This is a genomic window from Shewanella sp. VK101, assembly GCF_056497865.1.
The window spans coordinates 1034754-1058579 of the sequence record NZ_CM151402.1; the positions used below are offsets into that span (position 1 = coordinate 1034754).

Here is a 23826-nt window from a genome sequence, read left to right on the forward strand (position 1 = left end):
GAAAGCGATCAGCGGACAGGCAAGTTGACAGCTTTGTGAGCGGCAGGCTTCGCAAATGAGGCGCAAATGTAAACACAAAGCAAAGCCTGGGCTGCTTTTGGCGCCGTGGGTGGGCGAATTTTATTTGCGTCCTTCTGCCCGGTAGGGGAAAATATGGCTCCATTTTGCCCAAGACCTCTAAGATCAAGCAGGAGAGAGCATGTCTTCCCGTAAAGAACTCGCTAACGCTATCCGTGTTTTAAGTATGGACGCTGTCCAAAAGGCCAATTCCGGCCACCCCGGTGCTCCCATGGGGATGGCAGATATCGCCGAAGTCCTGTGGCGGGATCACCTCAAGCACAACCCTGTGAACCCTCAATGGGCTGACCGCGACCGCTTTGTGCTGTCAAACGGCCATGGTTCCATGCTGCATTACTCACTGCTGCATCTGGCGGGTTATGATCTGGGCATTGAAGATCTCAAGCAGTTCCGTCAACTGCACTCACGTACTCCGGGCCACCCTGAATATGGTTATGCTCCCGGCATCGAAACCACCACAGGGCCTCTGGGCCAAGGCATCACCAATGCCGTAGGTATGGCTATTGCGGAAAAGACTCTGGCGGCTCAGTTTAACCGTGACGGTCACGATATTGTCGATCACCATACTTATGTCTTCATGGGTGACGGCTGTCTGATGGAAGGTATCTCCCACGAAGCCTGCTCTCTGGCCGGCACTCTGGGTCTTGGCAAACTGATCGCCTTCTGGGATGACAACGGTATCTCCATCGACGGTCATGTTGAAGGCTGGTTCAGTGATGATACCCCCAAGCGCTTTGAAGCCTACGGCTGGCATGTGGTCGCCGGTGTCGACGGTCACGATCCGCAAGCTATCAACGCTGCCATCGAAGCCGCCAAGGCCGATCCGCGTCCATCGCTGATCTGCTGCAAGACCATCATAGGTTACGGTTCTCCCAACAAGTCCGGTTCTCACGACTGCCACGGTGCGCCGCTGGGTGATGCTGAAATCGCCGCCGCCCGTGAATTCCTGGGCTGGAAGCACGACCCATTCGTGATCCCATCTGAAATCTATGCCGCCTGGGATGCCAAGGAAGCCGGTAAGGCCGCCGAAAGCAGTTGGAACGACAAGTTCGCCGCCTATGAAGCCGCTCACCCCGCGCTGGCCGCCGAGCTCAAGCGTCGCCTCAACGGTGAACTGCCAGCCAACTTTGACGTCGATGCCAAAGCCTATATAGAGCAGTTACAGGCCAATCCTGCCAATATTGCTTCCCGTAAGGCCTCGCAAAATGCCCTGGAAGCCTTCGGTAAAATGCTGCCGGAATTCTTAGGGGGCAGTGCCGACCTGGCGCCTTCCAACCTGACCATGTACTCAGGTTCCAAGCCTATTTCGGCCGAAGATGCCAGCGGCAACTACCTGCACTATGGTGTGCGTGAGTTTGGTATGACCGCCATCATCAACGGTATTGCCCTGCACGGCGGGTTTGTACCTTACGGCGCCACCTTCCTGATGTTTATGGAATACGCCCGTAATGCCATGCGCATGGCTGCGCTGATGAAGGTGCAGAACATTCAGGTCTATACCCACGATTCTATTGGTCTGGGTGAAGACGGCCCGACTCACCAACCGGTTGAGCAGATTGCCTCGTTGCGTATGACTCCCAACATGAGCACCTGGCGCCCATGTGACCAGGTAGAATCTGCCATTGCCTGGAAGTACGCCATAGAGCGCAAAGACGGCCCAACTTCACTGATCTTCTCGCGTCAGAACCTGACCCAGATGCCACGCAGCGCCGAGCAATTGAGCGATGTGGCCAAGGGCGGTTATGTGCTGGTGGATTGCGAAGGCGCGCCTGAGCTGATCATCATTGCCACCGGTAGCGAAGTCGAGTTGGCGGTTAAGGCACAGGCTGAGCTGGCTGCTACTGGTGCCAAGGTGCGTGTGGTTTCCATGCCATCTACCGACGTATTTGACCAACAGGACGCGGCTTATAAAGAAGCCGTACTGCCAGCCAATGTCACAAAACGACTGGCAGTGGAAGCGGGCATAGCCGATTACTGGTATAAATATGTGGGCCTGAACGGTCGCATTATTGGCATGACCAGCTTCGGTGAGTCAGCGCCTGCCAATCAGTTGTTTGAGATGTTCGGTTTCACTGTAGATAAAGTGGTTGAAGCCGGTAAGGCTCTGCTCGCCTGAGCCGCGCCTGCCTGATTGGAAATGACTGTGCGGCAACCAGGCAATGGAATGCCGCACAGGAAGTGCAACGGCCTGTCAGGAAGACAGGCCGTTACCCAATCAGCATCCCTCATTAGAGGAACAGGATCTCCATGATCAGAGTCGCAATCAATGGTTATGGCCGCATCGGCCGCTCAATTCTCCGTGCCTTATACGAGTCGGGTAAAAGGCAGCAAATTCAGATCGTTGCCATCAATGAACTGGCCAAGCCCGAGGCCATAGTCCACCTCACTAACTATGACACCACCCATGGTCGCTTCCATAGCCGCGCGAGTCTTGCAGACGGCATGATGCAACTGGGGGACGATAGCATCAGACTGTTGGCCGAGCCGGAGGCGGACAAACTGCCCTGGGGCGAGCTGGATGTCGACTTGGTGTTCGAAGCCACAGGCGCCCTGTCTGATAGACAGAGCTGCGAGGCTCATATCCAGGCCGGTGCCCGCCAGGTATTGATAAGTCATCCCTCTTCGGCGGATGTTGACGCCACCATAGTCTTTGGTGTCAACCAGGAACTGTTGGCCGCCGAACACACTGTGGTGTCCAACGCATCCTGTACCACCAACTGTATTGTCCCTGTTATCGATGTGCTGGATCGGCACTTTGGGGTCAAGAGCGGTGCTATTACCACTATCCACTCGGCGATGAATGATCAACAGGTGATAGATGCCTATCACGACGATCTGCGCCGAACCCGCGCAGCCGGGCAATCGATTATTCCGGTCGACACCAAGCTGGCCCGCGGCATAGAGCGTATCCTGCCGCAGATGAAGGATAAGTTCGAGGCCATTTCAGTGCGGGTGCCCACTATTAATGTCACCGCCATAGATGTGTCTGTGACTCTCAATGACAGAGTGGATATTGCCAAGGTAAACCAGGTGCTGGAACAGGCGACCCATGGCAGGCTTGAGGGCATTCTGGGCTATACTGATGAGCCTCTGGTATCATGCGATTTTAATCATGATCCGCGCTCCAGCGTGGTCGACGGCACCCAGACCCGGGTCAGTGATGGCCAACTGGTGAAGCTGTTGCTTTGGTGCGACAACGAATGGGGCTTTGCCAACCGTATGTTGGATACGGCGCTGGCGATGATCAAGGCCCGCAGCGCCTGAGAGGCTGCAACAGATTATTCCAGGGTGGCAGGGAAGGCGCCGTCCTTAGTGAAACAGATTTGTTTTTGATTAAGAAGGAAGCGTAAAAATGGCAATTATCAAGATGTCAGAGCTGGATCTTCAGGGCAAGCGTGTGCTTATCCGTGAAGATCTCAATGTGCCTGTGGCCGATGGCGTGGTCACCAGCGACGCGCGTCTGCGGGCTTCGCTGCCCACTATCAAGTTGGCACTGGAAAAAGGGGCTGCCGTGATGGTGATGTCCCACCTGGGACGACCAACCGAAGGCGAATACAATGAGGAGTTTTCCCTCAAGCCTGTGGTGGATTATCTGGCCAAGGCGCTGAACTGCCCGGTACGTCTGGAAAAAGACTATCTGGATGGCGTCGAAGTTGCCCAAGGTGAAGTGGTGGTGTTTGAAAACGTCCGCTTCAACAAGGGTGAGAAGAAAAACGACGAGGCGCTTTCCAAGCAACTGGCAGCCCTGTGTGATGTCTATGTGATGGATGCCTTTGGTACCGCTCACCGCGCCCAGGCCTCGACTCATGGTGTCGGCATGTTTGCCCCGATAGCCTGCGCCGGCCCATTGCTGGCGGCAGAGCTGGATGCCCTGGGTAAGGCGATGGACAACCCGGCGCGTCCCTTGGTGGCGATTGTCGGTGGCTCCAAAGTGTCGACTAAGCTGACAGTGCTTGAATCTCTGTCCGGCATAGTGGATCAACTGGTGGTGGGTGGTGGTATCGCCAACACCTTTATTGCCGCCGCCGGCCATCCTGTGGGCAAGTCGCTCTATGAAGCCAACCTTATCGATGAAGCCAAGCGCCTGGTGGCCAATGCCCAGAGCCGTGGAGGCGATATCCCTGTGCCTACCGATGTGGTGGTTGGCAAGGAGTTCAGCCCTGCAGCCGTGGCTACCTTGAAGCCAGTGGCCGAGGTTGCCGACGATGAGATGATCTTCGACATAGGCCCGGACAGCGCCGAAGCCCTGGCAGTTATCCTGCAACAAGCCGGTACCATAGTCTGGAACGGCCCGGTTGGGGTGTTCGAGTTCGACCAGTTCGGCGAAGGTACCAAGCGTATCGCCCAGGCGATCGCCGAGTCACCGGCCTTCTCCATCGCAGGTGGCGGTGATACTCTGGCCGCCGTGGACAAATACGGCATTGCCGACAAGGTGTCATACATCTCTACCGGTGGCGGCGCCTTCCTCGAGTTCCTCGAAGGTAAAGAGTTGCCGGCTGTGGCCATGCTCAAGGCCCGCGGTAACTGAGCAAAATCAAAAGAATTATAAAGAAACCGCTCCCGGCTTTGCCGGGAGCATCAAGTTAAATCCAAGCGATAGCGACCTCGGTGAAGCAATTCACCCTATTATTGGAGTAAAAAAATGGCCCTTATTTCCCTACGCCAACTGCTGGACCACGCCGCCGAACATGGATACGGCGTCCCGGCGTTCAACGTTAACAACCTGGAGCAGATGCGAGCCATCATGCAGGCCGCCGAAGCCACTGACAGCCCTGTGATTGTGCAGGCTTCAGCCGGTGCCCGTAAGTATGCCCGTCCTCAGTTCCTCAAGTATCTGATGGCGGCTGCCCTCGAGCAGTATCCGGATATCCCTGTGTGTATTCACCAGGACCACGGTACTCACCCTGACGTGTGTCAGCGTTCCATCCAGCTCGGCATGAGCTCTGTGATGATGGACGGTTCCTTGATGTCTGACGGCAAGACTCCTGCCTCTTATGAGTACAACGTCGATGTTACCCGCAAGACAGTGGCCTTCGCCCACGCCTGTGGCGTTTCTGTTGAAGGTGAAATCGGTTGTCTGGGTAGTCTGGAAACCGGCATGGCCGGCGAAGAAGACGGTATCGGCGCCGAAGGTACCCTGAGCCACGAGCAGATGCTGACCAGCCCGGAAGAAGCCGCCCGCTTCGTGGCCGACACTCATGTGGATGCCCTGGCCATCGCCATAGGTACCAGCCACGGTGCTTACAAGTTCAGCCGCAAGCCTACCGGCGATGTACTGCGTATCGACCGCATCAAAGAGATCCACGCCCGTATCCCCAACACTCATCTGGTCATGCACGGCTCTTCTTCTGTGCCTCAGGAGTGGCTGCAGATCATCAACCAGTATGGTGGCGCCATCCCTGAAACTTACGGCGTGCCGCTGGAAGAGATTGTTGAAGGCATCAAGCACGGTGTACGTAAGGTTAACATCGACACAGATTTGCGCCTGGCATCTACCGGTGCGGTACGTAAGTTCCTGGCTGAAAACCCAGCTGAGTTTGACCCACGCAAATTCCTCAAGGCCTCCATGGAAGCCATGGCCGACATCTGTACCGTTCGCTACGAAGCCTTCGGTTGTGCCGGTATGGGCTCCAAGATCAAGCCGCTGTCGTTGCAGGCCATGTACAAGCGTTATCAAACCGGCGAACTGGATCCACAGATCAACCTGTAATCCCGTTCTCTGTATTGAAAGCCCGCATTCGCGGGCTTTTTTACGTCCCGTTTCCGGCGTTTAAAGCAGAGATAACAGCAGCGCCGTCAGGTAGAGTCCAAGGCCAAAAACCGTATGGGCCAACAGACTTCTGCCTCTGGCTGTCCAGGGGGCCGGGGTACGTCTGGCCGCAAGGCCGGCACCCAGTCCCGGCTGCAGAATAAGAAAGGGCGCCAATACACTGATAATGCCAAGCAGCAGCGCCGGCATGATCTTCGGTGCTTGCAGCCATTGCGAACCGCAGATCGCCAGCAAGATGGCGGCAAAGATGATGCCTATCAGATAATGCGCTCCCCAGCCAAGCCAGGCTTCGCCCTTGATGGCTGCCGAGGCGCCGATAGGGCTGTGGATCAGTTTCCCCTTGGGTAAATGGCCTATCCAGCGACCGACCATGGGATAGCTCAGTGAGGGGATCCCCAACAGCATTTTTTGCGCCAAGGCCCAAATATCCATTACCAGAGTTGCACCAACACCTAAAAGCAGCGCATTGAGCCAAAAGGGAAATTCCTGCATCTATCTTACTCCTTGTCGTATTTTGTCCATCCGGGCTGGGCGGTTGTCGCCCCTGATGGATGATGATAATCTATCATTCAATAAATTAATTGAATGATTGTTTGGTGAAGAAAAAATGTCAAGCGACAATCTGACCGAGACACAGGGGCAGCAGCTCGATAGTCACTACCGGGAACTGGCGGATATTGCCAAGGTGCTCTCTCATGGCCACAGGTTAAGGCTGCTGGAGCAGATAGCGCAGGGGGAATGGCCGGTCGAGCGTTTGGCCCAGCAGTGCGGTCTGACTCTGGCTAACTGCTCCCAACACCTGCAGCAACTGAAACGCGCCGGCATGGTGGACAGTCGCCGTGAAGGCAAACAGGTACTCTATTCTCTGGCCGATGGTCCCTTGTTGGTGCTGCTGCAGAGCCTGGCGCAGCTGGCCGATTTTCAGCGTTCCCGGGTTAATCAACTGGTGGCGCGCCATAAGCCGGAGCCGGGCAGCGGTGAAGGGGTTTCCCGGGAGGCGTTGTTGGCGCGGCTTGAAAGTGGTAATGTATTGCTGCTGGATGTGCGTCCCGAAGAGGAGTTTTTACTCGGCCATCTGCCGGGGGCTCTCAACCTGCCATTGCCTCTGTTGGAAGCGGAACTGGCACGTCTGCCCAAGCACACAGAGATAGTGGCCTATTGCCGCGGCCCTTATTGCGCCCTATCGGATGAGGCGGTGGCCTTGCTGCAGACACAGGGCTTTAATGCCAAGCGACTCAATGCCGGTTTCCCCGACTGGAAGGCGGCCGGCTTGGCGGTGGAAGTCTGACTTGGACAGTTGAACCTATCACAAAACGCCTTTTATCAGCTTGGCCAGGCTGGCTATCGATTGCTCCAACTTTGGCCCGCCAGGCAGTGAGGCATTGATGCGAAAACAGTGGCTGAACTCCCGGTGTGCCGAGAACATCTGTCCCGGCGCCAGGCTTATCCCTTGAGAGAGTGCCTGGCGATAGAGCTCTGTGGTGTCCCGCCCCTCGGGTAACTCTACCCAGAGAAAATAGCCGCCATCGCCATAATGCACTCTGACACTGTCGGGTAAGCGGTTCTTCAATGCCTGCCAGGTGGCAAACTTTCGCTGCTCCAGGGTGCGCCTCAATTGTCGCAGGTGGGTCTCATAACTGCGGGTCGACAGGTAATGAGCCAGCGCCAATTGCACCGGGGTGCTGGTGGCCAGGGTGCTCATCAGTTGCAGTTTTTGAATACTGAGCGCTATCTTGCCGGCGGCCACCCAACCGACGCGAAAACCGCCCACCAGAGACTTGGAGAAGGAGCCGCAGTGCAGGGTTCTGTTGTCCGGGTCGAAGGCCTTGGCCGGCAGGGGCTTCTCCTTGCCGAAATAGAGTTCACTGTAGACATCGTCTTCAATCAAAAAGCAGTCGTGTTCCTGCAAGAGTTTCAGCAAACGACGCTTCTTGTCATCGCTCATACTGCAGCCCAAGGGATTTTGAAAGTTGGTCATCAACCAGCAGGCCTTGACCCTGTGAGTTTGCAGCGCCTGGGCCAGAGACTGTAGATCTATCCCTTCCTGGGGATGGGTGCGGATGGCGAGCGCCTTGAGACCGAGGCGCTCCAGCGACTGCAGGGCGCCGTAAAAGGCGGGGTTTTCTATCACCACCCAATCCCCGGGACGGGTAACCGCCTGCAGGCTCAGGTTTAATGCCTCCAGTGCCCCCGCGGTGATCACTATTTCATCCGGCGAGATGCTCATTCCCTGCGCCGCGTAGCGCTGGGCTAAGATATGCCTGAGCGCCGGGTTACCGGGAGGCAGATTGTCCAGAGCGCTGGCGGAATCCAGGGTCTTGGCGCTTGAAATCAAGGCCCGGTTCAACTGTTTGTGGGGCGACAGCCCGGGATCCGGATAGGCGGAGCCAAACCCTGTGATCCCCGGATCGCGACTGGCCTGCAACACCTCAAAGATAAAGGCGTTGATATCCACCGACTCGGCGCGGGTCACAGCACTGGACTGATGCAGACCTTGGGGCTTGGGGGCAGCCACTTTCGGGGCGACAAAGTAACCTGAACGGGGGCGGGAAACTATCCAGCCCTGGCTTTCCAACACCTGATAGGCATGCATCACTGTCATCAAACTCATCTGGCTCTGCTGAGTCAGCTCCCTGAGTGAAGGTAAGCGGTCACCCACCTGCCAGACACCGCTCTGTATCTGCTGCCTCAATTGCTGGATCAGGGTTTCATATTTGGCCATGGTTTACTCTGCTTTATTGCCCGTGCCCAGCATAACAATTATTCAATCTGTTATATATAAAATCGTATTTTCTGTATCTATTATAGTTTTGTCTCAGTCCTTAAGATGCCAGCCAGGTTTATTGACCCTTTGAGGTGGTTCATGTTTGGACTGGATGCACTCGAAATGGCACGCATACAGTTTGCCTTCACGGTTTCTTTTCACATTATCTTCCCGGCCATCACCATTGGCCTGGCAAGTTATCTCGCGGTACTGGAAGGGCTTTGGCTCAAAAAGCGTAATCCGGTATACAAGCAGCTGTATCATTTTTGGTCCAAGGTATTTGCGGTCAACTTTGGTATGGGGGTGGTTTCCGGCTTGGTGATGGCTTACCAGTTTGGCACTAACTGGAGCGGCTTTTCCGAGTTTGCCGGAAGTATTACCGGCCCTCTGCTGACTTATGAAGTGTTGACCGCCTTCTTCCTCGAAGCCGGATTTCTGGGGGTGATGTTGTTTGGCTGGAAAAAAGTCGGCGATCAGCTGCACTTCTTCTCCACCTGCATGGTCGCCCTCGGCACCATAATGTCCATGTTCTGGATCTTGGCCTCCAACAGTTGGATGCACACGCCCCAGGGCTTTGTCATTGAAGCCGGCCAAGTGGTACCGACAGACTGGTTGGCTGTCATCTTCAACCCTTCCTTTATACCGCGTCTTTCGCATATGGCGGTGGCCGCCTTTATCTGCTGCGCCTTGATGGTGGCGGCATCGGGCGCCTGGCATTTGCTTAAAGGCAACGACAACCCGGCGGTGCGCAAGATGTTCTCCATGGCGTTGTGGATGATCCTCGCCTGTGCACCTTTGCAGGCCTTGCTTGGGGATATTCACGGGCTCAATACCCTGGAGCATCAGCCGGCCAAAGTCGCCGCCATGGAAGGGCACTGGGACAACAGCTCGGGGGAGCCGACACCGCTGATCCTGTTTGGCTGGCCCAATATGGAGACAGAAACCACTGACTATGCCCTCAAGATCCCGGCGCTGGCCAGTTTGATCCTGATGCACGACAGCCAGGCCCAGGTGCCAGCGCTGAAGGAGTTTGCCGTGGAAGACAGGCCCAATGTCCCTATCGTCTTCTGGTCATTTCGGGTCATGGTCGGACTGGGCATGCTGATGCTGCTGCTCGGTGTCGTCAGCCTTTGGCTCAGACGCAGTGGTGGCCTTTACCAGAGCCGCTGGTTTCTGCGCTTCAGTCTGTTCATGGGACCATCGGGACTCATAGCGCTGTTGGCCGGATGGATAACCACGGAAGTGGGGCGGCAACCCTGGATCATTCATGGGGTAATGCGCACCCGGGATGCGGTCTCCGCCCATGGCGAGCTGCATATGAGCCTGAGCCTGCTGGGGTTCTTTGTGGTCTACAGCCTGGTGTTTGGTTTGGGGTATCTCTATCTGCTCAATCTTATCCGTCAGGGGCCCAAGGTCGAGGAAGTCTTATCCGAAAGCCCTGCGTTGGTCGGGCGTATTTCACAGTTTCACAGCGACGAGCTGCATAAGGAGAGCTGAGTATGGGCATTGATCTGGCTGTTATCTGGTTTGTGATTATTATTTTCGCCACCTTGATGTACATAGTCATGGATGGTTTCGACCTGGGCGTGGGGATACTGCTGCCCTTGGTTGAAGACAGGCATGACAAAGATATCATGGTGAACTCAGTGGCACCTGTGTGGGACGGCAATGAAACCTGGCTGGTACTGGGCGGGGCTGCGCTGTTCGGCGCCTTTCCGCTGGCTTATGCGGTGATTATCGATGCCTTGGCGATTCCGCTGACCTTTATGCTGGTGGCGCTTATCTTTCGAGGCCTGGCGTTTGAGTTTCGCTTCAAGGCGTTTGAAGGCCACAGAAAAGCCTGGGACAGGGCATTTGCCATCGGCTCTGTGGCAGCGACCTTCTTCCAGGGAGTGGTGCTGGGGGCTGTGATATCCGGTTTCCCTGTCATAGATCGCAGCTTTGCCGGCTCGCAGCTCGACTGGTTGGCGCCTTTCCCGCTTTTATGCGGTGTCGGGCTGGTGGTCGCTTACGGACTCCTTGGCAGCAGCTGGCTAATCATGAAGACCCAGGGGCATCTGCAGCAACAGATGTTTCTGCTGAGCCGCTCTTTGCTCATAGGCTTGCTGGTGGCAATAGTGCTGGTCAGTATCTGGACGCCTTTGGCACATCCCCAAATCGCCGAGCGTTGGTTTTCACTGCCGAACCTGATTTTCCTCTCACCCGTGCCTTTATTGACGGCACTACTGGGATGGAATCTGTATCTGGGCCTGCAAAGGCAAGATACTTACCAACCCTTTGTGATGACGCTGCTCTTGGTGTTACTGGGGTTTTGCGGTCTTGGGATCAGCATCTGGCCCTATATTATTCCACCGGGCATCAGCATCTGGCAGGCTTCGGCATCACCCCAGAGCCAAGGCTTCATGCTGGTGGGGGCTCTGTTTATTATCCCCATTATTCTGGTTTATACCTGCTGGACCTATTATGTGTTCCGCGGCAAGGTGAGCGCCGATGAAGCCTATCATTGACGCTTTGAGGGGCCGGGCCATCCGGCTGCTGGCCCCGGCTAAGAATTGGCTCGATAGCCGGCCAGGCTGTTGGATGCTGCTGCTTTGGTGCTTGAGTGTTCTTTCTTTACTGAGTGTCTCTTCGCTGTTGCGACTGCTGATGTCTGCGGCCGGGTTGAAGGCCTGATAGCCTTGTCTCTGTCAGACAAAACGGTTACCGGTGTCGGAAATCAGGTTTTTTCAGCTGCAAAATGCGAGCTGTTTCGTATTTTTCGCCATAGATGTTAAGATGGCGCCCGTTTTTTTAGGGGATTGCTTTGAACGGAGATGCACAAGAATGAAAAAACTGCTTAGCGCTGCAGCCATTCTGCTGGTCGCACCATTTGCTCACGCTGGGGCTGACTTTGTCGAAGGTGATAAAACATTTGCCGGTGAGGCGGAGTTGGGGGCAACCCTGACCACAGGTAACACTGAAACCTCTTCGGTGAAGGCTCGCCTGGCGATGAAACACGAACTGGGCAACTGGGAAAACCAGTACCTGCTCGAAGGTCTGTACAAGGAAGATTCTGAAGAAGTTACTGCCAAACGTTATTTTGGTGGTGTTCAGGGCAACTACCGTCTGGATGAGCGCAGCTATCTGTTTGCCAACACCAGCTACGAAGCCGATCCCTTCACTGGTTACGATTACAAGTTCAACAGTGCGGCCGGTTACGGCTACCGTGTATTCCAGGGCAGCAAAAGCTTCCTGGATGCTGAGATAGGTCCTGGTTACCAGTATCAGCGTCTGGACAGTGAGCAAAGCGCCATTCTGGGCTATAACTCTGATGCCAGCTGGGTCGCTCACGGAGTGATCAACTATGAGCTGGAGATCAGCAAGACCTCCAAGTTCCGCCAGATGTTTATTGCCGATTATGGCGACAAGCTCGACGCCCGCTCCGAGACTTCGCTGACCGCCAACATCATCGGCGCCCTGGCAATGAAGTTTGCCGTGATTGTGCGTTATAACAGTGATCCGCTGGATGACAAAAAGAGCACTGACACTGAAACCAATATGACACTGCTGTATTCTTTCTAAAAAAGCCGTGACATAAAAAGTGTGAACCAGATAAAAGCGCCTGCGGGCGCTTTTGTGATCTATGGTGTTTTTTTACCAGTCTTTTTCAACTCTTCTGCTGCGGTCTGCCACTTAGAGCCGGGTCTCGCTCACTTAAATTGCAGAAATTTGCGTTTTATCAAGATTCGCTTTCCATTCTCTGTGCTAGGTTTTAGTTAATTTCCTACCAAGAGAAGAAAGAGATGAAGTTAATGCGTTTGCATGGGGGCTGCGCAGCCTTAGGGGGAATTTTGTCAGGACTGTTTTCGCCTGTGGTCCTGGCTAGCACGGAAGCCACAAATAACCTGAGTCTGACAGACTCAACCGTGGGGTATCTGGCTCTGACTCTGTTTGCCATCGCCTATTTACTGGTGATGGGGGAGGAGAAGCTGCACCTGAGAAAGTCCAAGCCTGTGTTGGTCGCTGCCGGTCTCATCTGGGGCATGATAGGTTATGTCTATACCCAGAATGGTATGTCGGAAGTGGCCGAAGCCGCCTTCAAACATAACCTGCTCGAATATGCCGAGTTGTTGCTGTTTTTGCTGGTGGCCATGACCTATATCAACGCCATGGAAGAACGTAAGTTGTTCGACGCCTTGCGTTGTTGGATGGTCAGCAAGGGCTTCAGTTTATACCAGATATTTTGGCTTACCGGTTTACTGGCCTTCTTTATTTCGCCCATCGCCGACAACCTGACCACTGCGCTGCTGATGTGCGCCGTGGTGATGAAAATGGGCGCCGATAATCGCCGTTTTATCACCCTGTCGTGCATTAACATAGTGGTGGCGGCCAACGCCGGTGGCGCCTTCAGCCCCTTTGGGGACATCACCACTCTGATGGTGTGGCAAAAGGGTATGGTGCACTTTTCCGAGTTCTTCAAGCTGTTCCTGCCATCACTGGTGAATTTCCTGGTGCCGGCGGTGATCATGAGCCTGTTTATTTCCAGGGAAAAATCTGATGCCCTGGTTGAAAAGGTTTACACCAAGACAGGCGCCAAGCGGATAGTGCTGCTGTTCCTGTTCACCATAGCCATGGCTGTGTGTACCCATTCACTGCTGGGTCTGCCGCCTGTGCTTGGCATGATGACAGGCCTTGGACTGCTGCAGTGTTTTGGCTTCTACCTGAGGAAGAATTTCCCCAAAGCGCTGGCAAGAGCGCAGGAGAAGGCGCACCTGATGCAGGATGAAAAGCGTCTGGAGCAACTGGGTAACGTGGTGCCTTTCGATGTATTCAGCCGTATTGCCAGAGCCGAATGGGACACTTTGCTGTTCTTCTATGGTGTGGTGCTGTGTGTCGGCGGTTTGGGCTTTATGGGCTATTTGAGCATGGTATCCCATGCCATGTACACCCAGTGGGATCCCACCTATGCCAACGTCGCCATTGGGGTGCTGTCCTCTATCATAGACAACATTCCAGTGATGTTTGCCGTACTGACAATGAACCCGGATATGGCGTTGGGACAATGGCTGTTGGTAACCCTGACCGCCGGGGTTGGGGGGAGTTTGTTGTCCATCGGCAGTGCCGCCGGGGTGGCGCTGATGGGGCAGGCGAGAGGGGTATACACCTTTGGGGCTCACCTCAGGTGGACACCCGTGATCGCCCTGGGTTACGTAGCCAGCATTCTGGTGCACCTCTGGATTAACAGTTCTACATTCTAGATAAGAATGTATCATATTGTTAATTAACAAAATTTTAATTGTGGGAAAAGTCTGAGAGACGGTTCACGCTTCTTGCCAAAAGCCTAAAAACACCCATACAGATCACTCTGGATGGGTGTTTTTTTCCCTTATACTGCCGCCATTCATTTGCTGCTGAGCCACGCCATGCAGATAGGTTGCTATTGGTTTGATGCCGATACCGGCACGCTCAAACATACTGGATCCGGGATGAGCTGGACACTGTCTGAAACAGAGCAGTGTGTGCTGAATATTTTGTTGGCTCACAGGGGGCAGGTGGTATCCAGAATGCAACTGCTGCAGGAGGCCGCCATTCCCGCCAATCAAGGGCATTTATTGGAGCAGGCGGTGGCCAGGATCCGCCAATACCTGGGACCCGAGCACAGCGACCTCTTGGAATCCGTAGACAGGCAAGGTTTTTTGCTGCACAGCAAGACCCGAGGCCGCAGGCCTATCTCTTTGTCCCCCAAGGGACAAACGCCCTGGCGTCACTATTGTTGGATGTTACTGCTGAGCGCACTGGCATTGGTTTTTTTGTCATCCAGGGTTGGGCCACTGCGCTATCTGGAAACGCCGGATGAGGTGATTAAACTCGTACATCCTTCGGGCAGTACTACCTTTTTGCGTCTCTACGGCGAACCCAAAGCATTGGCCGCATTGAAAGATTTGACTCAAGGTATTGAAGACTGGCTGGCACGCTGCCCCGATAGTTGGCGCACCATTTCCATCTCCCTCAGCGATGACAATAAGGTGTTGAGTATGGTGGTCAAGGGAGAAGGCGACCGAGGCGAATACCTCAAGGCTTATAAGTTGACCATGGTCCAGATGAACGCCTGCGCCCCCGAATATACCTGGCTGAGGGAGGCACTGCGCTGTGACTGAATCGACTCTGCGGCGGCGGTTACGCCAAAACCGGATCTGGATACTGCTGCTGTTATTACTGCTGTTGTTTGCTGCCGGCATTCTCTGGGCCGATACCCTGATTTCCAAACGTCTTAGCCCTAATTTCAACTGTGAAGCGAGTTTGATCCGTCCCGGCATGGCTGTGGATCAGGCCAACACTGAAAAGCTCAGGCTCAGGATAGCCACAGAAAATGGTCATGCCAGACTGCGGGTGAGCTATCGTCACGACTCTGAGCCTTGGGCCAGCATCGAACTGACAGGGCTCATCAAAGGGGTTGAGCCTGGCTCCCTGAGCTATTTGATAAGCCTGGAGCAGCGACAGGAAAAGCTGCAAGTGGATGAAGCAGAGTTGCCCCCATATCTGCTGGCGATGCGGGACAGTATCAATAAGGTGTTGGCTCAGTCAGGCAAACTGGATCTCAGGCTGCATGTACTTGAGATGGATATTCTGGCCGACTATGCACTTATCCAGGTGACGCCTGGAGATCACCTCTGGGCCTGTCGTATGAGTGAGTTTGAGGAGGATAAGGCCCAAGAGCCGCTGCTCTCCCTGATCAGCGGCTTATTTGATGGGGCAGTTTTCGGGGGTTAGTTCGCACCTTCCCCTGTGGTGGGAGAGTAGAGTGTCAGCTCATTGCTGATCTCTGTGCCAAACACCTCTATGGCCACCTTATAACGGCTGACGGCACCGCTGGCGGCATTGGCATCCCAATCCAGTCCAGATGGACTGAAGCTGTAGCTGCCGGCACTGTCCAGAGCCTGCAGCGGTTCAGCGCACTCGGTCGCCGGATCGCAGCTGTAACCATAGGTCACATGCCAGCGTTTCCAGGCCTTGGGTTTGGTGGAAGCTTGCTCTTCTGCCGGATAACCAAAGTAGGTGATCCGGTACTTGGCGGCATTGGTGAGCGCCTTGCCTTCGGCGTTTTGCAGGGCAAAGGTGACCTGGCCTGAGTCGGGATCGAAGCTATTGAGGGTCAACTCAATACTGCTTGCCTCGGCAATATCCTGGCTGGGTTTCTCGACCGGCGGCGGAGGGGTGATCTCGCCACCGCCATTACTGTTGTCATCATCGCTGCCACAGCCTCCCAAGAGCAGGGCCGAGCTGAGCAGCAGGCTCAGATAGCTGATTTTCATCGGATAATCCTCAGTTAAAGTGCCCGGTATGACAGGTGGTACATTCCATATCTGTCTTGACGCTGGCGGCTGGCCCCATGGTGCTGCTGGAGCCATGACAGCTTTGGCAACTCTGGGCTTCGGTGCTGGGTTTGCTCTCCGGCAGGGCGGCCAAGTCTTCGCCCTTGTGGGCTCGGTTCAGGAGTTCCACCAGATGATAGGCAATGGAGGCCGATAAACGATAGCAGCGTTCGCCTTTTTCGGAGAAGGTCTTGCCTGAGGCCTTGGACCAGTTACTGATGGAGGAGTGGCACAGCACGCTGTTGGCAACCGAGGACTTGACCACCAGGGCGGTCTTTTCGGCGGTGGAGCCGATTCCGGCAACGAACTCATCGCTGGACAAAGGCAGTTCGGTATTCTCGTAGTAGCGGAACAGGGCGCCGATGACGGCGGCATTTTGGCCATTGATGTCATCGAGAATATTGACCAGCATACCTACCGCATTGAGGTTACCGCAAAGCGTGCCCTGGCCGGTGACCCCGGCAAAACCATAACCGGCCAGCGCCGTTGGAATAGTGGCAAACTTATCGGCATCGACACTGGCGGACTGCGCCAGCATGGTCACAGTAGCGTGAAATACCTGATGCATACAGCCACCGCCGGTTTCATAAGCGAGTTTGGCGGTCGCCATGGGATCCAATGGGGCATATTTGAGTTTTTCCCCCAGTTCCAGGCGGTAGTTTCCTGACTCATCCGTGGCTGCAAAGGCACAAGTGGCCGTGAGGCCGGCTCCGGCTGCTGCGGCGCTAATTCCAATGATCTGGCCGAGGGCCTGACGTCTGTTAATGCTCATATTTATCACCCTTTGTTGTCTTTGTTTTTCCCGACCTGGTCGGTTGTCTTCAGCTTAGGGGGATGTCTGATGAAGGTTGTGATTCAGCGCGCATGAATCCTGAGTTGGCCGAAAACGGATTTTTGACATGCAAAGACGATTGACGGCTTGCATCTTGATACCCATTGAGGATTAGCATTTGATATGGGTCACTTTATTTGTTGCATTCATGTTGATTAATGGCGTCTTCATGGCTTTTTCCCTCAGTCTTCAGTGGCTTCAATCCTGGGTACTGGTTCACAAAATGCCACTTGCTTCCCTCTTGGTCGGCGCCTCGCCTGAGTTGGATCACTTTTTAAACTTTTTCCTGTGTCAGGGTTAAGAGGATCACAGTAGTGATTAGATTTCTTGCATAGACTCATAACCATATAAAACAGGAGGAATATAATGCAGATAGGCGACTGCTGGTTTGATGAAGCCAGCGGTGAGTTACAACACAGGGGCCGGGGGGATAGCTGGCATCTTCCCCGGGCGGAGTTACAGGTACTGAAACTCCTGCTCGCCAATCAGGGGCGTTTGGTTTCCCGTATCGAGTTGCGCGCCGGTGATGACAATCATCCCCCTTTGAGCGATTCGTCCGTAGCCCGTGCTGTCTGTATGTTGCGTGCCTTTCTGGGGCCCGAATATGAGTCTTTGATTGAAACGGTCAAGGGGCAGGGGTATCTGCTGCGCTCATCTGTGGCCCGTAAACCTGCAGGAGTGCTGGAGTCCAGGTTGAATGCAGGTCCCAAACAACTGCTGGTAGGCTTGGTGCTGATATTCATGCTCGGCCTCAGTCTCTTCTATCTGTATCGCTTGCCCAGAGTGGCGCCCACCATTCCGCTGAACAAGCAGGAATTGACCTTGCTTTCGGGTCAGAGAATGGAGCTGTTTTTCTATTCCAACTCCCGCACCAACAACCAGTTGTTGACCGAGCAGGGTAAGGTGTTGGCCTCGGCATTGGCCCAGTGCAAGAGCAGCCCCTGGCGCAAGTTATATGTGTCGCTGTCCCATGATAAGCAGGTGCTTAACCTCACCTTGAGAGGCGAGTATCTGGGACAATCCGTGGTGCGTAATCTCAAGATCAGCGATGGCCGTCAGGTGAAGGCATTTGTGAGCGTACCTTGGCTCAAGGAGGTTGATCTCTGTGGCTAGACGTTGGCTTTGGATGATAAATCTGCTGATCCTGATCTTTCTGCTCGGCTGTTTGCTGGTGATCTATCGTTTCAGCCAGACAGCGCCCGCTTTGGCGCTTAACTGCAGCTCCGAGCTCTACGACCGGCAGTTGAATGAGGGCGAAGATGCGCAGCACTACCTGCTGCTGGATCTGCAGACCAAAGGCAAGCGAGCCCTGGTCAACTATCGCTACTTCAACATGGATGGCACCCCCGCCGGCAGTATCTTGATGCAGGGGCAACTGGCTTCGGAAGAAGCCGGCCGTTATCAAATTCTGGTCACGGACAAACAGGAACTCTCCGGCAAGGGTGCAAGGCCCGCCCACATGCAATACCTCTCCTATATTTCCAGTTTCAACCTCAGCAACGAAGGCCTGCACCATTTGGCTCTGGAGATCCTCGATGCCGATGAAGCCAAAGACTATGCTATTGTGTTATTCCAACCGAGCAACACAGTATGTGGCTGTCGCCTGATCCATTGACGGCTGAATTTTTGCTGACGATTTCACCATTTCCACTCAGTTAACGCCGGTGCGCTATCCCATTCCCGTGTTGCTTGGGCTATAGTCAGGATCTTTCATCAATTCATTGATAGTGTTCCATTATTGTGTCCAAACTACGTATCAAGCAGGAAGAAAATCTATCCATCAAGTTCAGCCATCTGATGGATGTCGGGGAGCAGCGCAAGCTGGATCTCTACTTTTCCCTGCCCAAGGAGATGGGCATAGGGCCGCAGAGCCTGAATGAAGAGGAATACTACTTCAGCGCCATTCTCGGTCGGCGTTCCTACTACTCGGATGGCCTGCATCTGCCCTTGGTGCAATCCAGGTTTGTGAGTCAGAAGAAGCGTACCGTTGAAGAGTTTCGCCTCTATCTGAACCTGTTTGCCTACCAGTTTGTGGTGGCGATGGAGAACGATGCCAAAGAGATTTCGCGGCAATCCGAGCCGGAAAATTTCTATCCCTTGCTGGAGGAGTTAACCGAGCAGACAGCGATTTTGCTGAAGAAGTTTCGCCGCAACGAACCGGCCGATGCCAAATGGAAGCACTATTTCGAGAATGCCGATAACTACCTGTCCTGGTTCTGTGAACAGCAACTGCTGAAGCTGCTGGCCCATGGCCCCAGAAACAGCGACTTCAGCCATATCTCGGACAAGGTGATCACCCTCTGCCGGGTGGAGAATAACTATCGGGCGGAGCGGCACTACAATTCGGCGCAGACCCTGCAGGATCCCAATCGCATTGCCAACAAGATGTTGCTGCTCAGAAGGCTTATTCAGCAAGGGGTGGTACTCAAAGAGGAGATCAAACCTCTGGGCACAGGGCTCAAGAAGCTGACCACAGGATTGGCTACGGCCCTGGTAATGTTGGTGGTGTCGGCACTGATCATCAAGGCCCAAGGGGTATTCAGCGGTGTGACCCTGGTATTGGTGCTGGTGCTGGCGCTGATTTACGGTGCGCGGGAGATCTTTAAAGACGATGTACGCAATGCCCTGTGGCGCTATATCCAACGGGGACGACCGCGCTGGAGCCGGATATTGAGAGACACCACCAACCAAAAGTTCATTGCCAAGCAGCTGGTTTGGCTTGAATTTATGCGCAGCCAGGATCTTCCCAAAGATGTCAAAGAGATCCTCAGGCGGCGCCACAGCCAGAATAAGGTCGATGCCGAAATTCTTCACTATGGCATCCAGACCAAGGTGGCAGATACCGAGTTTCTCTCCGGTTACAACACGTTGCAGGAACAGGTGGTGTTCAGCTTAGTACCCTTTGCTCGCTACCTGGAGCGCGGCAAGGCCAAAATTTACACCGAAACCGATGGCCGGATCAGCAATGAGTCGGTGGAGCGGCGCTATCAGATAAACCTGGTGGCTGTGCTCAAAGAGGGCAAGCAGGCGCCGCGCTATGCCAGATACAAGATCACCATGAACCGTTCACAGATAGTGGATGTCAGCCCCAGCGATATTCCGGATTCACTGCCGGGAATTGAGGACCTGCCCTATGATTCAGAGGTCAAGGCCAGTGGAGAGTCCAGACGCAGCAAGGAAGAGCGCGCCGAATCCAAGACTATGGCTGAAGAGGAACATCAGGCTAATCTGGCGGCCGTGACTCAGGCCGCCGATCTTCTGTCTGAGCTGCAACCCGGCGGGAAGGAAGATAAAACCATCTCCTCCCGGGCAAGCGAGCCTAAAAACGGTGAAGGCAGTCAACCCTGACGGCCTTCACCGTGAAACTGCTCAGGAACGTCCCACAGAGGAAAAGGCCAATCCCAGCCCCAGGCTGACCAAAACGCCGCCTATGGCGCGTTCAACCCAGTGGCGACAACGGGCCACGGAGCGACGGGCAGCTTGCGAGGAAAACAATAAAGCCACCAATGAAAACCACAGCAGGTGGGCGGCTGACATAAAGGCACCATAACCTATTTGGGTCAGAGTGCTGGTCTGGGGATCGATAACCTGGGTAAAGAGTGCTACCACAAACAATGTCGTCTTGGGATTGAGGGCATTGGTCAGAAACCCACTCTTGAGTGCCGCCCAATCGGAAATCACTTCCTGGGTCTGCAATTCAGATGCTTCAACCGCCTTGCTTCTGAGCATGGTGATGCCGAGATAGATCAGATAAGCCGCCCCGGCAAACTTGATCAGGCTGAACAGCCACAGTGACTGGGAGATCAGCAGTCCGATACCGGCAATGGAGTAGAGCACATGTACCCATACGCCCAGTGATATACCGGCACCCGTCATCAGACCGGCCCGGCGTCCGAGTACCATACTATTGCGGGATACCATAGCAAAATCAGCCCCAGGGCTGATAACGGCCAACATAGTGATACTGGCGACGGCGAAGAGTTCTAGCATGATGTCTCCTGAAATGAGTGATGAGTATGGTTGCCTATTTCCCTGTGGGGATTGGGGGCAGGGCCAACAAGCCGCTTAGTTTAGCAATAAACCAATCAGGAATCGCACTAAAGATTATGTGGTTTGTTCAGCGTTGAAGTGACACTTTGAGCGCGGCGATTTGTGCACGGCTGAGCTCTCTAAACTCCCCTTCAGCAAGCCTATCAAGTGTTAACTCCATTATCCGGGTACGGCAGAGATCTGTGACTCTGTAGCCCAAATGCCGACACATACGGCGAATTTGCCGCTTCTTGCCCTGAGTCAGAATGATTTCAAAACTGTTTGCCGAAATTGGCGTGACTTGTGATGCCTGCACCTGGCCATACCCGTAATCCATTGGGTTTCTCAAGGCATGGATAAACGCGTCAGTAAATGCCCGCTCCAGAGTGACCCGGTAGTGTTTGCTGTGGCAAAAATCCGGATGCATCAGTTGCTGGGTCAGCTCGCCGTCGTTGCTGAGCAGCAACAGGCCGCGGGAGTTTTTATCCAGCCTTCCGGCCGGATACAGGCGTTTATCCTGGGGCAATAGATGCAATAGGCTGCTCGGGTCATCCTTGAGCAAGCGGCAATCTATCCCGACGGGTTTATTGAATAGCAGATAAGCGTAAGGTGCCGGGGCGGCGACGGGTTCGCCCAGATAAAACAGCTTCTCAAGACAATGTCGCTGCCCGGCGGCGAGGGTGACTCTGTCTGTGTGTTTGGCTGGCCTGTCACCCAGAAAAATCTCTCCGGCTTCGATGCGTCTGGCGGCTTCGCGTCTTGAGCACAGACCGGATTGCGCCAAATAGTGGGCAAGGCGCATTGTGGCTTGCAGGGTTGTTTTTGGCGCTGTTGCGTCAGCCCTATACGGTTTTTCAGTCATCAGTCATCAGTCGTTGAGCGGTTGCGACCAGTGCCACAGTCGATATACGGTGGCCGACAGGCTGAGACCGGCAAACACAGTGGCAATGGAATGCAGCCACATAAACCATACCGAAGGGCAGAGGGTTTGCACTGAACAAGAGGCATAGTTCATCGATGGCCATTGTAACTGGGATAACAGGCCGATGGCAGACATTATCCCCAGAAGGCTGAACAGGCACAGCGGCAGGTTACAGAGCGCTCTGTGGGAGACAAAGCAATAGCAGCAAAGGGTGAACATCACCAAGGTACTGGCAATAAAGAAGATAGCAGCCAGCTGGTGGGCAAAGAGTTCATTGTAGGGGAAGACCCCCAGCGCCACTATCCCCAAGCCAACCGCTATGCCAGATCTTGACAACAAGCTGGCTGCCGCGCTGTGCTTTTGCCACCAGAGGCCACCCATGGCCAAGATGAAGCAGGCGCCGCCGAGCAGTAGCGAGATATTGTAGACATAGGCCAGCGGCGAGCTCAAGTAGTCGCCCAGTCTGTCCATGCGCATGCTGAAAATGGCGCTGCCCAAGTTGTCATAGGCGGCCCAGAAGGAGGAGCCCATGCCCAGTGCCGCTATGCTGACGCCCACCAGAGACATCATAAATGCCAGGCGCTGCGGATCTTGCTTATGGTATTGCTCGTACAGGGGCATGGAATGACTCGTTTGAATACCTGCATTCAATAATAGTCGCCAAATGACGGCGACAAAAAACCGGTCGCAGGGACCGGTTTGGCTATTGCGCCCGCTAGTTTAACTGCGGGGACGCAGTATCACAATCACCACGGCAACCAAGGCCAGGATCATGCAGTACCAGGTGTTGGCAACGGCTTCCAGGGGAGAGATCTTGAAGTGGGAAGCTATCAGCAATGCCTGGGCACCGTAGGGAATAAGCCCCTGAATGATACAGGCGAAAATGTCCAGAATACTGGCGGCGCGTTTTGGGGCAACCCCATGTTTGGCTGCCAGATCTTTGGCGATATCGCCGCTGACCACAATAGAGACGGTATTGTTGGCCACACAGGAGTTGGTCAAAGCCACTATCCCCGCCATCCCCAGCTCGGCGGCGCGGCAGGAGGCTTCACCCTTGGCGCGGGAGAAACGGGCTATCAGCTTCTCTATCTGCTGGCTGACAAAGCTCAGGCCACCTTGCTGCTGCATCAGGGCCGCCAGGCCACCAACCAGCATGGAGAGGATAAAGATCTCCTGCATATTGCCAAAGCCTTTGTAGATATCCTTACTGAAGGTCAGCAGCGAGTAATCCTGAGTGACAAACCCTGTTATCCCGGCCAGCAAAATGCCGATGGCCAGTACCACAAACACGTTCAGCCCGGCGACGGCCAGCACCAGAATACTCAAGTAAGGTAATACCTTAACAAAGTCGACCTCCTGTGGTGGCAGTTCGGCTTGACCGGAAGAGAGGAAACCGAACAGCAACAGGGTCACAATCGCCGCCGGAATGGCAAAGATCAGGTTTTCACGGAACTTGTCTCTCATTTCGCAGCCCTGGGTGCGGGTCGCGGCAATAGTGGTATCCGAGATAATAGACAGGTTGTCACCAAACAGGGCGCCTGACATCACAGAGCCCGCCATCAGTGGCAGTTCAATCCCTGCCTGATCGGCAACCCCGAGGGCGATAGGAGCCACGGCGGCAATCGTGCCCATGGAGGTGCCCATGGCGGTGGCGATAAAGGCGGCGATAATGAAAAAGCCGGGCAGCAGCAGATTGGCCGGGATCAGCTTAAGCCCTAAGGCAACTGTGGCATCAACCCCACCAGTGGCACTGGCCACGGCGGCAAAAGCACCGGCCAGTAGATAGATTAGGCACATGGCGATGATGTTGTTGTGGCCTATCCCCGCCATAAAGGTGTTCATGGTCTGGTTGAGCTTTTGCTTGGACAGCAAAATGGCCAGTACAATCGCCGGTAATATCGCTATCGGGCTCGGCAACTGATAGAAGGCAAAGTCTACCCCTTGGCTTTGGAAATAGACCCCGGCACCGATAAACAGCGCCAGAAACAGAAACAATGGCAGTAGTGCCACAAATGAGGCCGGAGCTTTAACGGCCGGAGAAGTGTTGTTCTGGGTCAAAATCTACTCTCTGTGAATCAC

At 54.6% G+C, this 23826-nt stretch carries 23 protein-coding genes; 15 read left to right on the plus strand and 8 right to left on the minus strand.

The window, feature by feature from the left end; translation table 11 throughout:
* Positions 1-199: 199 nt before the first annotated feature.
* The 4 genes from tkt (at position 200) to fba (ending at position 5788) form a co-directional block, all read left to right on the plus strand.
* Positions 200-2194 carry a transketolase gene (gene tkt, locus ACSHSR_RS04625; RefSeq protein WP_208189985.1) on the plus strand — a complete coding sequence of 665 codons (1995 nt, stop codon included), beginning with the start codon at positions 200-202 and terminating at the stop codon, positions 2192-2194.
* Between the two features lie 131 nt (positions 2195-2325).
* Positions 2326-3342 (plus strand): erythrose-4-phosphate dehydrogenase, encoded by a 1017-nt coding sequence (epd, locus tag ACSHSR_RS04630; RefSeq protein WP_107353187.1) that lies wholly within the window; start codon positions 2326-2328, stop codon positions 3340-3342.
* 88 nt (positions 3343-3430) lie between these two features.
* Complete coding sequence (locus ACSHSR_RS04635; RefSeq protein ID WP_208135427.1) at positions 3431-4606, plus strand: phosphoglycerate kinase; 1176 nt, start codon at positions 3431-3433, stop codon at positions 4604-4606.
* 114 nt (positions 4607-4720) lie between these two features.
* Positions 4721-5788, plus strand: coding sequence for a class II fructose-bisphosphate aldolase (gene fba / locus ACSHSR_RS04640; protein ID WP_025886945.1), 1068 nt, complete (start codon positions 4721-4723; stop codon positions 5786-5788).
* Between the two features lie 60 nt (positions 5789-5848).
* On the opposite strand, the gene ACSHSR_RS04645 is transcribed toward fba, so the two are convergent.
* Positions 5849-6340 (minus strand): DUF2938 domain-containing protein, encoded by a 492-nt coding sequence (locus tag ACSHSR_RS04645; protein WP_045283701.1) that lies wholly within the window; start codon positions 6338-6340, stop codon positions 5849-5851.
* A 115-nt stretch (positions 6341-6455) separates the two neighbouring features.
* On the opposite strand from ACSHSR_RS04645, the gene ACSHSR_RS04650 reads away from it, so the two are divergent.
* Entirely contained in the window at positions 6456-7136 is a 681-nt protein-coding gene (locus ACSHSR_RS04650; RefSeq protein WP_479631304.1) for an ArsR/SmtB family transcription factor, read from the plus strand.
* Positions 7137-7154: 18 nt separating this feature from the next.
* On the opposite strand, the gene ACSHSR_RS04655 is transcribed toward ACSHSR_RS04650, so the two are convergent.
* The gene (locus tag ACSHSR_RS04655; protein WP_115389151.1) at positions 7155-8570 is read right to left on the minus strand and encodes an aminotransferase-like domain-containing protein; all 1416 of its coding nucleotides are present in this window, start codon (positions 8568-8570) and stop codon (positions 7155-7157) included.
* 141 nt (positions 8571-8711) lie between these two features.
* Between ACSHSR_RS04655 and ACSHSR_RS04660 the strand changes: the two genes are divergently transcribed.
* From ACSHSR_RS04660 to ACSHSR_RS04690, 7 genes are all read left to right on the plus strand, one after another.
* Positions 8712-10109: a cytochrome ubiquinol oxidase subunit I gene (locus ACSHSR_RS04660; RefSeq protein WP_025010022.1), complete on the plus strand. Its 1398-nt coding sequence runs from the start codon at positions 8712-8714 to the stop codon at positions 10107-10109.
* 2 nt (positions 10110-10111) lie between these two features.
* On the plus strand, positions 10112-11119 hold the full coding sequence (cydB, locus tag ACSHSR_RS04665; protein WP_115389150.1) for a cytochrome d ubiquinol oxidase subunit II: 1008 nt from the start codon (positions 10112-10114) through the stop codon (positions 11117-11119).
* 73 nt (positions 11120-11192) lie between these two features.
* On the plus strand, positions 11193-11285 hold the full coding sequence (locus ACSHSR_RS04670; RefSeq protein ID WP_223828965.1) for a DUF2474 family protein: 93 nt from the start codon (positions 11193-11195) through the stop codon (positions 11283-11285).
* A gap of 150 nt (positions 11286-11435) precedes the next feature.
* A complete protein-coding gene (locus ACSHSR_RS04675) occupies positions 11436-12173 on the plus strand; it encodes a DUF481 domain-containing protein (RefSeq protein WP_044733810.1) in 738 nt (245 codons plus the stop codon).
* A gap of 221 nt (positions 12174-12394) precedes the next feature.
* On the plus strand, positions 12395-13849 hold the full coding sequence (gene nhaD, locus ACSHSR_RS04680; protein WP_479631305.1) for a sodium:proton antiporter NhaD: 1455 nt from the start codon (positions 12395-12397) through the stop codon (positions 13847-13849).
* Positions 13850-13960: 111 nt separating this feature from the next.
* A complete protein-coding gene (locus ACSHSR_RS04685) occupies positions 13961-14749 on the plus strand; it encodes a winged helix-turn-helix domain-containing protein (protein ID WP_071238556.1) in 789 nt (262 codons plus the stop codon).
* Positions 14742-15362, plus strand: a complete 621-nt coding sequence (locus ACSHSR_RS04690) for a hypothetical protein (RefSeq protein WP_071238555.1) — start codon at positions 14742-14744, stop codon at positions 15360-15362. The genes ACSHSR_RS04685 and ACSHSR_RS04690 overlap by 8 nt, the downstream gene beginning before the upstream one ends.
* Here the strand turns inward: ACSHSR_RS04690 and ACSHSR_RS04695 are convergent.
* Positions 15359-15904, minus strand: coding sequence for a hypothetical protein (locus ACSHSR_RS04695; protein WP_479631306.1), 546 nt, complete (start codon positions 15902-15904; stop codon positions 15359-15361). The genes ACSHSR_RS04690 and ACSHSR_RS04695 overlap by 4 nt on opposite strands.
* 10 nt (positions 15905-15914) lie before the next feature.
* Complete coding sequence (locus ACSHSR_RS04700) at positions 15915-16736, minus strand: cytochrome c3 family protein (RefSeq protein WP_025886951.1); 822 nt, start codon at positions 16734-16736, stop codon at positions 15915-15917.
* 426 nt (positions 16737-17162) lie between these two features.
* On the opposite strand from ACSHSR_RS04700, the gene ACSHSR_RS04705 reads away from it, so the two are divergent.
* From ACSHSR_RS04705 to ACSHSR_RS04715, 3 genes are all read left to right on the plus strand, one after another.
* A complete protein-coding gene (locus ACSHSR_RS04705; RefSeq protein ID WP_028780179.1) occupies positions 17163-17909 on the plus strand; it encodes a winged helix-turn-helix domain-containing protein in 747 nt (248 codons plus the stop codon).
* Entirely contained in the window at positions 17902-18411 is a 510-nt protein-coding gene (locus ACSHSR_RS04710; protein WP_025010031.1) for a hypothetical protein, read from the plus strand. The genes ACSHSR_RS04705 and ACSHSR_RS04710 overlap by 8 nt, the downstream gene beginning before the upstream one ends.
* Positions 18412-18536: 125 nt before the next feature.
* A complete protein-coding gene (locus ACSHSR_RS04715; RefSeq protein ID WP_234503566.1) occupies positions 18537-20144 on the plus strand; it encodes a hypothetical protein in 1608 nt (535 codons plus the stop codon).
* A 21-nt stretch (positions 20145-20165) separates the two neighbouring features.
* Here ACSHSR_RS04715 and ACSHSR_RS04720 read toward each other — a convergent pair whose 3' ends face one another.
* The 4 genes from ACSHSR_RS04720 to ACSHSR_RS04735 all read right to left on the minus strand — a co-directional run bounded on the left by ACSHSR_RS04720 (position 20166) and on the right by ACSHSR_RS04735 (position 23805).
* A complete protein-coding gene (locus tag ACSHSR_RS04720) occupies positions 20166-20786 on the minus strand; it encodes a LysE family translocator (RefSeq protein ID WP_028780178.1) in 621 nt (206 codons plus the stop codon).
* Between the two features lie 127 nt (positions 20787-20913).
* Positions 20914-21627, minus strand: coding sequence for an RNA pseudouridine synthase (locus ACSHSR_RS04725; protein WP_479631307.1), 714 nt, complete (start codon positions 21625-21627; stop codon positions 20914-20916).
* Between the two features lie 66 nt (positions 21628-21693).
* Complete coding sequence (locus ACSHSR_RS04730; RefSeq protein ID WP_025886954.1) at positions 21694-22368, minus strand: hypothetical protein; 675 nt, start codon at positions 22366-22368, stop codon at positions 21694-21696.
* A gap of 99 nt (positions 22369-22467) precedes the next feature.
* A complete protein-coding gene (locus ACSHSR_RS04735) occupies positions 22468-23805 on the minus strand; it encodes a Na+/H+ antiporter NhaC family protein (RefSeq protein WP_208184447.1) in 1338 nt (445 codons plus the stop codon).
* Positions 23806-23826 lie beyond the last annotated feature (21 nt).

Bases quoted from the DNA above. Each gene is read 5' to 3' on its own strand.
- tkt (WP_208189985.1), top strand. From the start codon at position 200: ATGTCTTCCCGTAAAGAACTCGCTAACGCTATCCGTGTTTTAAGTATG.
- epd (WP_107353187.1), top strand. From the start codon at position 2,326: ATGATCAGAGTCGCAATCAATGGTTATGGCCGCATCGGCCGCTCAATT.
- ACSHSR_RS04635 (WP_208135427.1), top strand. From the start codon at position 3,431: ATGGCAATTATCAAGATGTCAGAGCTGGATCTTCAGGGCAAGCGTGTG.
- fba (WP_025886945.1), top strand. From the start codon at position 4,721: ATGGCCCTTATTTCCCTACGCCAACTGCTGGACCACGCCGCCGAACAT.
- ACSHSR_RS04645 (WP_045283701.1), bottom strand. From the start codon at position 6,340: ATGCAGGAATTTCCCTTTTGGCTCAATGCGCTGCTTTTAGGTGTTGGT.
- ACSHSR_RS04650 (WP_479631304.1), top strand. From the start codon at position 6,456: ATGTCAAGCGACAATCTGACCGAGACACAGGGGCAGCAGCTCGATAGT.
- ACSHSR_RS04655 (WP_115389151.1), bottom strand. From the start codon at position 8,570: ATGGCCAAATATGAAACCCTGATCCAGCAATTGAGGCAGCAGATACAG.
- ACSHSR_RS04660 (WP_025010022.1), top strand. From the start codon at position 8,712: ATGTTTGGACTGGATGCACTCGAAATGGCACGCATACAGTTTGCCTTC.
- cydB (WP_115389150.1), top strand. From the start codon at position 10,112: ATGGGCATTGATCTGGCTGTTATCTGGTTTGTGATTATTATTTTCGCC.
- ACSHSR_RS04670 (WP_223828965.1), top strand. From the start codon at position 11,193: ATGCTGCTGCTTTGGTGCTTGAGTGTTCTTTCTTTACTGAGTGTCTCT.
- ACSHSR_RS04675 (WP_044733810.1), top strand. From the start codon at position 11,436: ATGAAAAAACTGCTTAGCGCTGCAGCCATTCTGCTGGTCGCACCATTT.
- nhaD (WP_479631305.1), top strand. From the start codon at position 12,395: ATGAAGTTAATGCGTTTGCATGGGGGCTGCGCAGCCTTAGGGGGAATT.
- ACSHSR_RS04685 (WP_071238556.1), top strand. From the start codon at position 13,961: ATGGGTGTTTTTTTCCCTTATACTGCCGCCATTCATTTGCTGCTGAGC.
- ACSHSR_RS04695 (WP_479631306.1), bottom strand. From the start codon at position 15,904: ATGAAAATCAGCTATCTGAGCCTGCTGCTCAGCTCGGCCCTGCTCTTG.
- ACSHSR_RS04700 (WP_025886951.1), bottom strand. From the start codon at position 16,736: ATGAGCATTAACAGACGTCAGGCCCTCGGCCAGATCATTGGAATTAGC.
- ACSHSR_RS04705 (WP_028780179.1), top strand. From the start codon at position 17,163: ATGCAGATAGGCGACTGCTGGTTTGATGAAGCCAGCGGTGAGTTACAA.
- ACSHSR_RS04720 (WP_028780178.1), bottom strand. From the start codon at position 20,786: ATGCTAGAACTCTTCGCCGTCGCCAGTATCACTATGTTGGCCGTTATC.
- ACSHSR_RS04725 (WP_479631307.1), bottom strand. From the start codon at position 21,627: ATGCGCCTTGCCCACTATTTGGCGCAATCCGGTCTGTGCTCAAGACGC.
- ACSHSR_RS04730 (WP_025886954.1), bottom strand. From the start codon at position 22,368: ATGCCCCTGTACGAGCAATACCATAAGCAAGATCCGCAGCGCCTGGCA.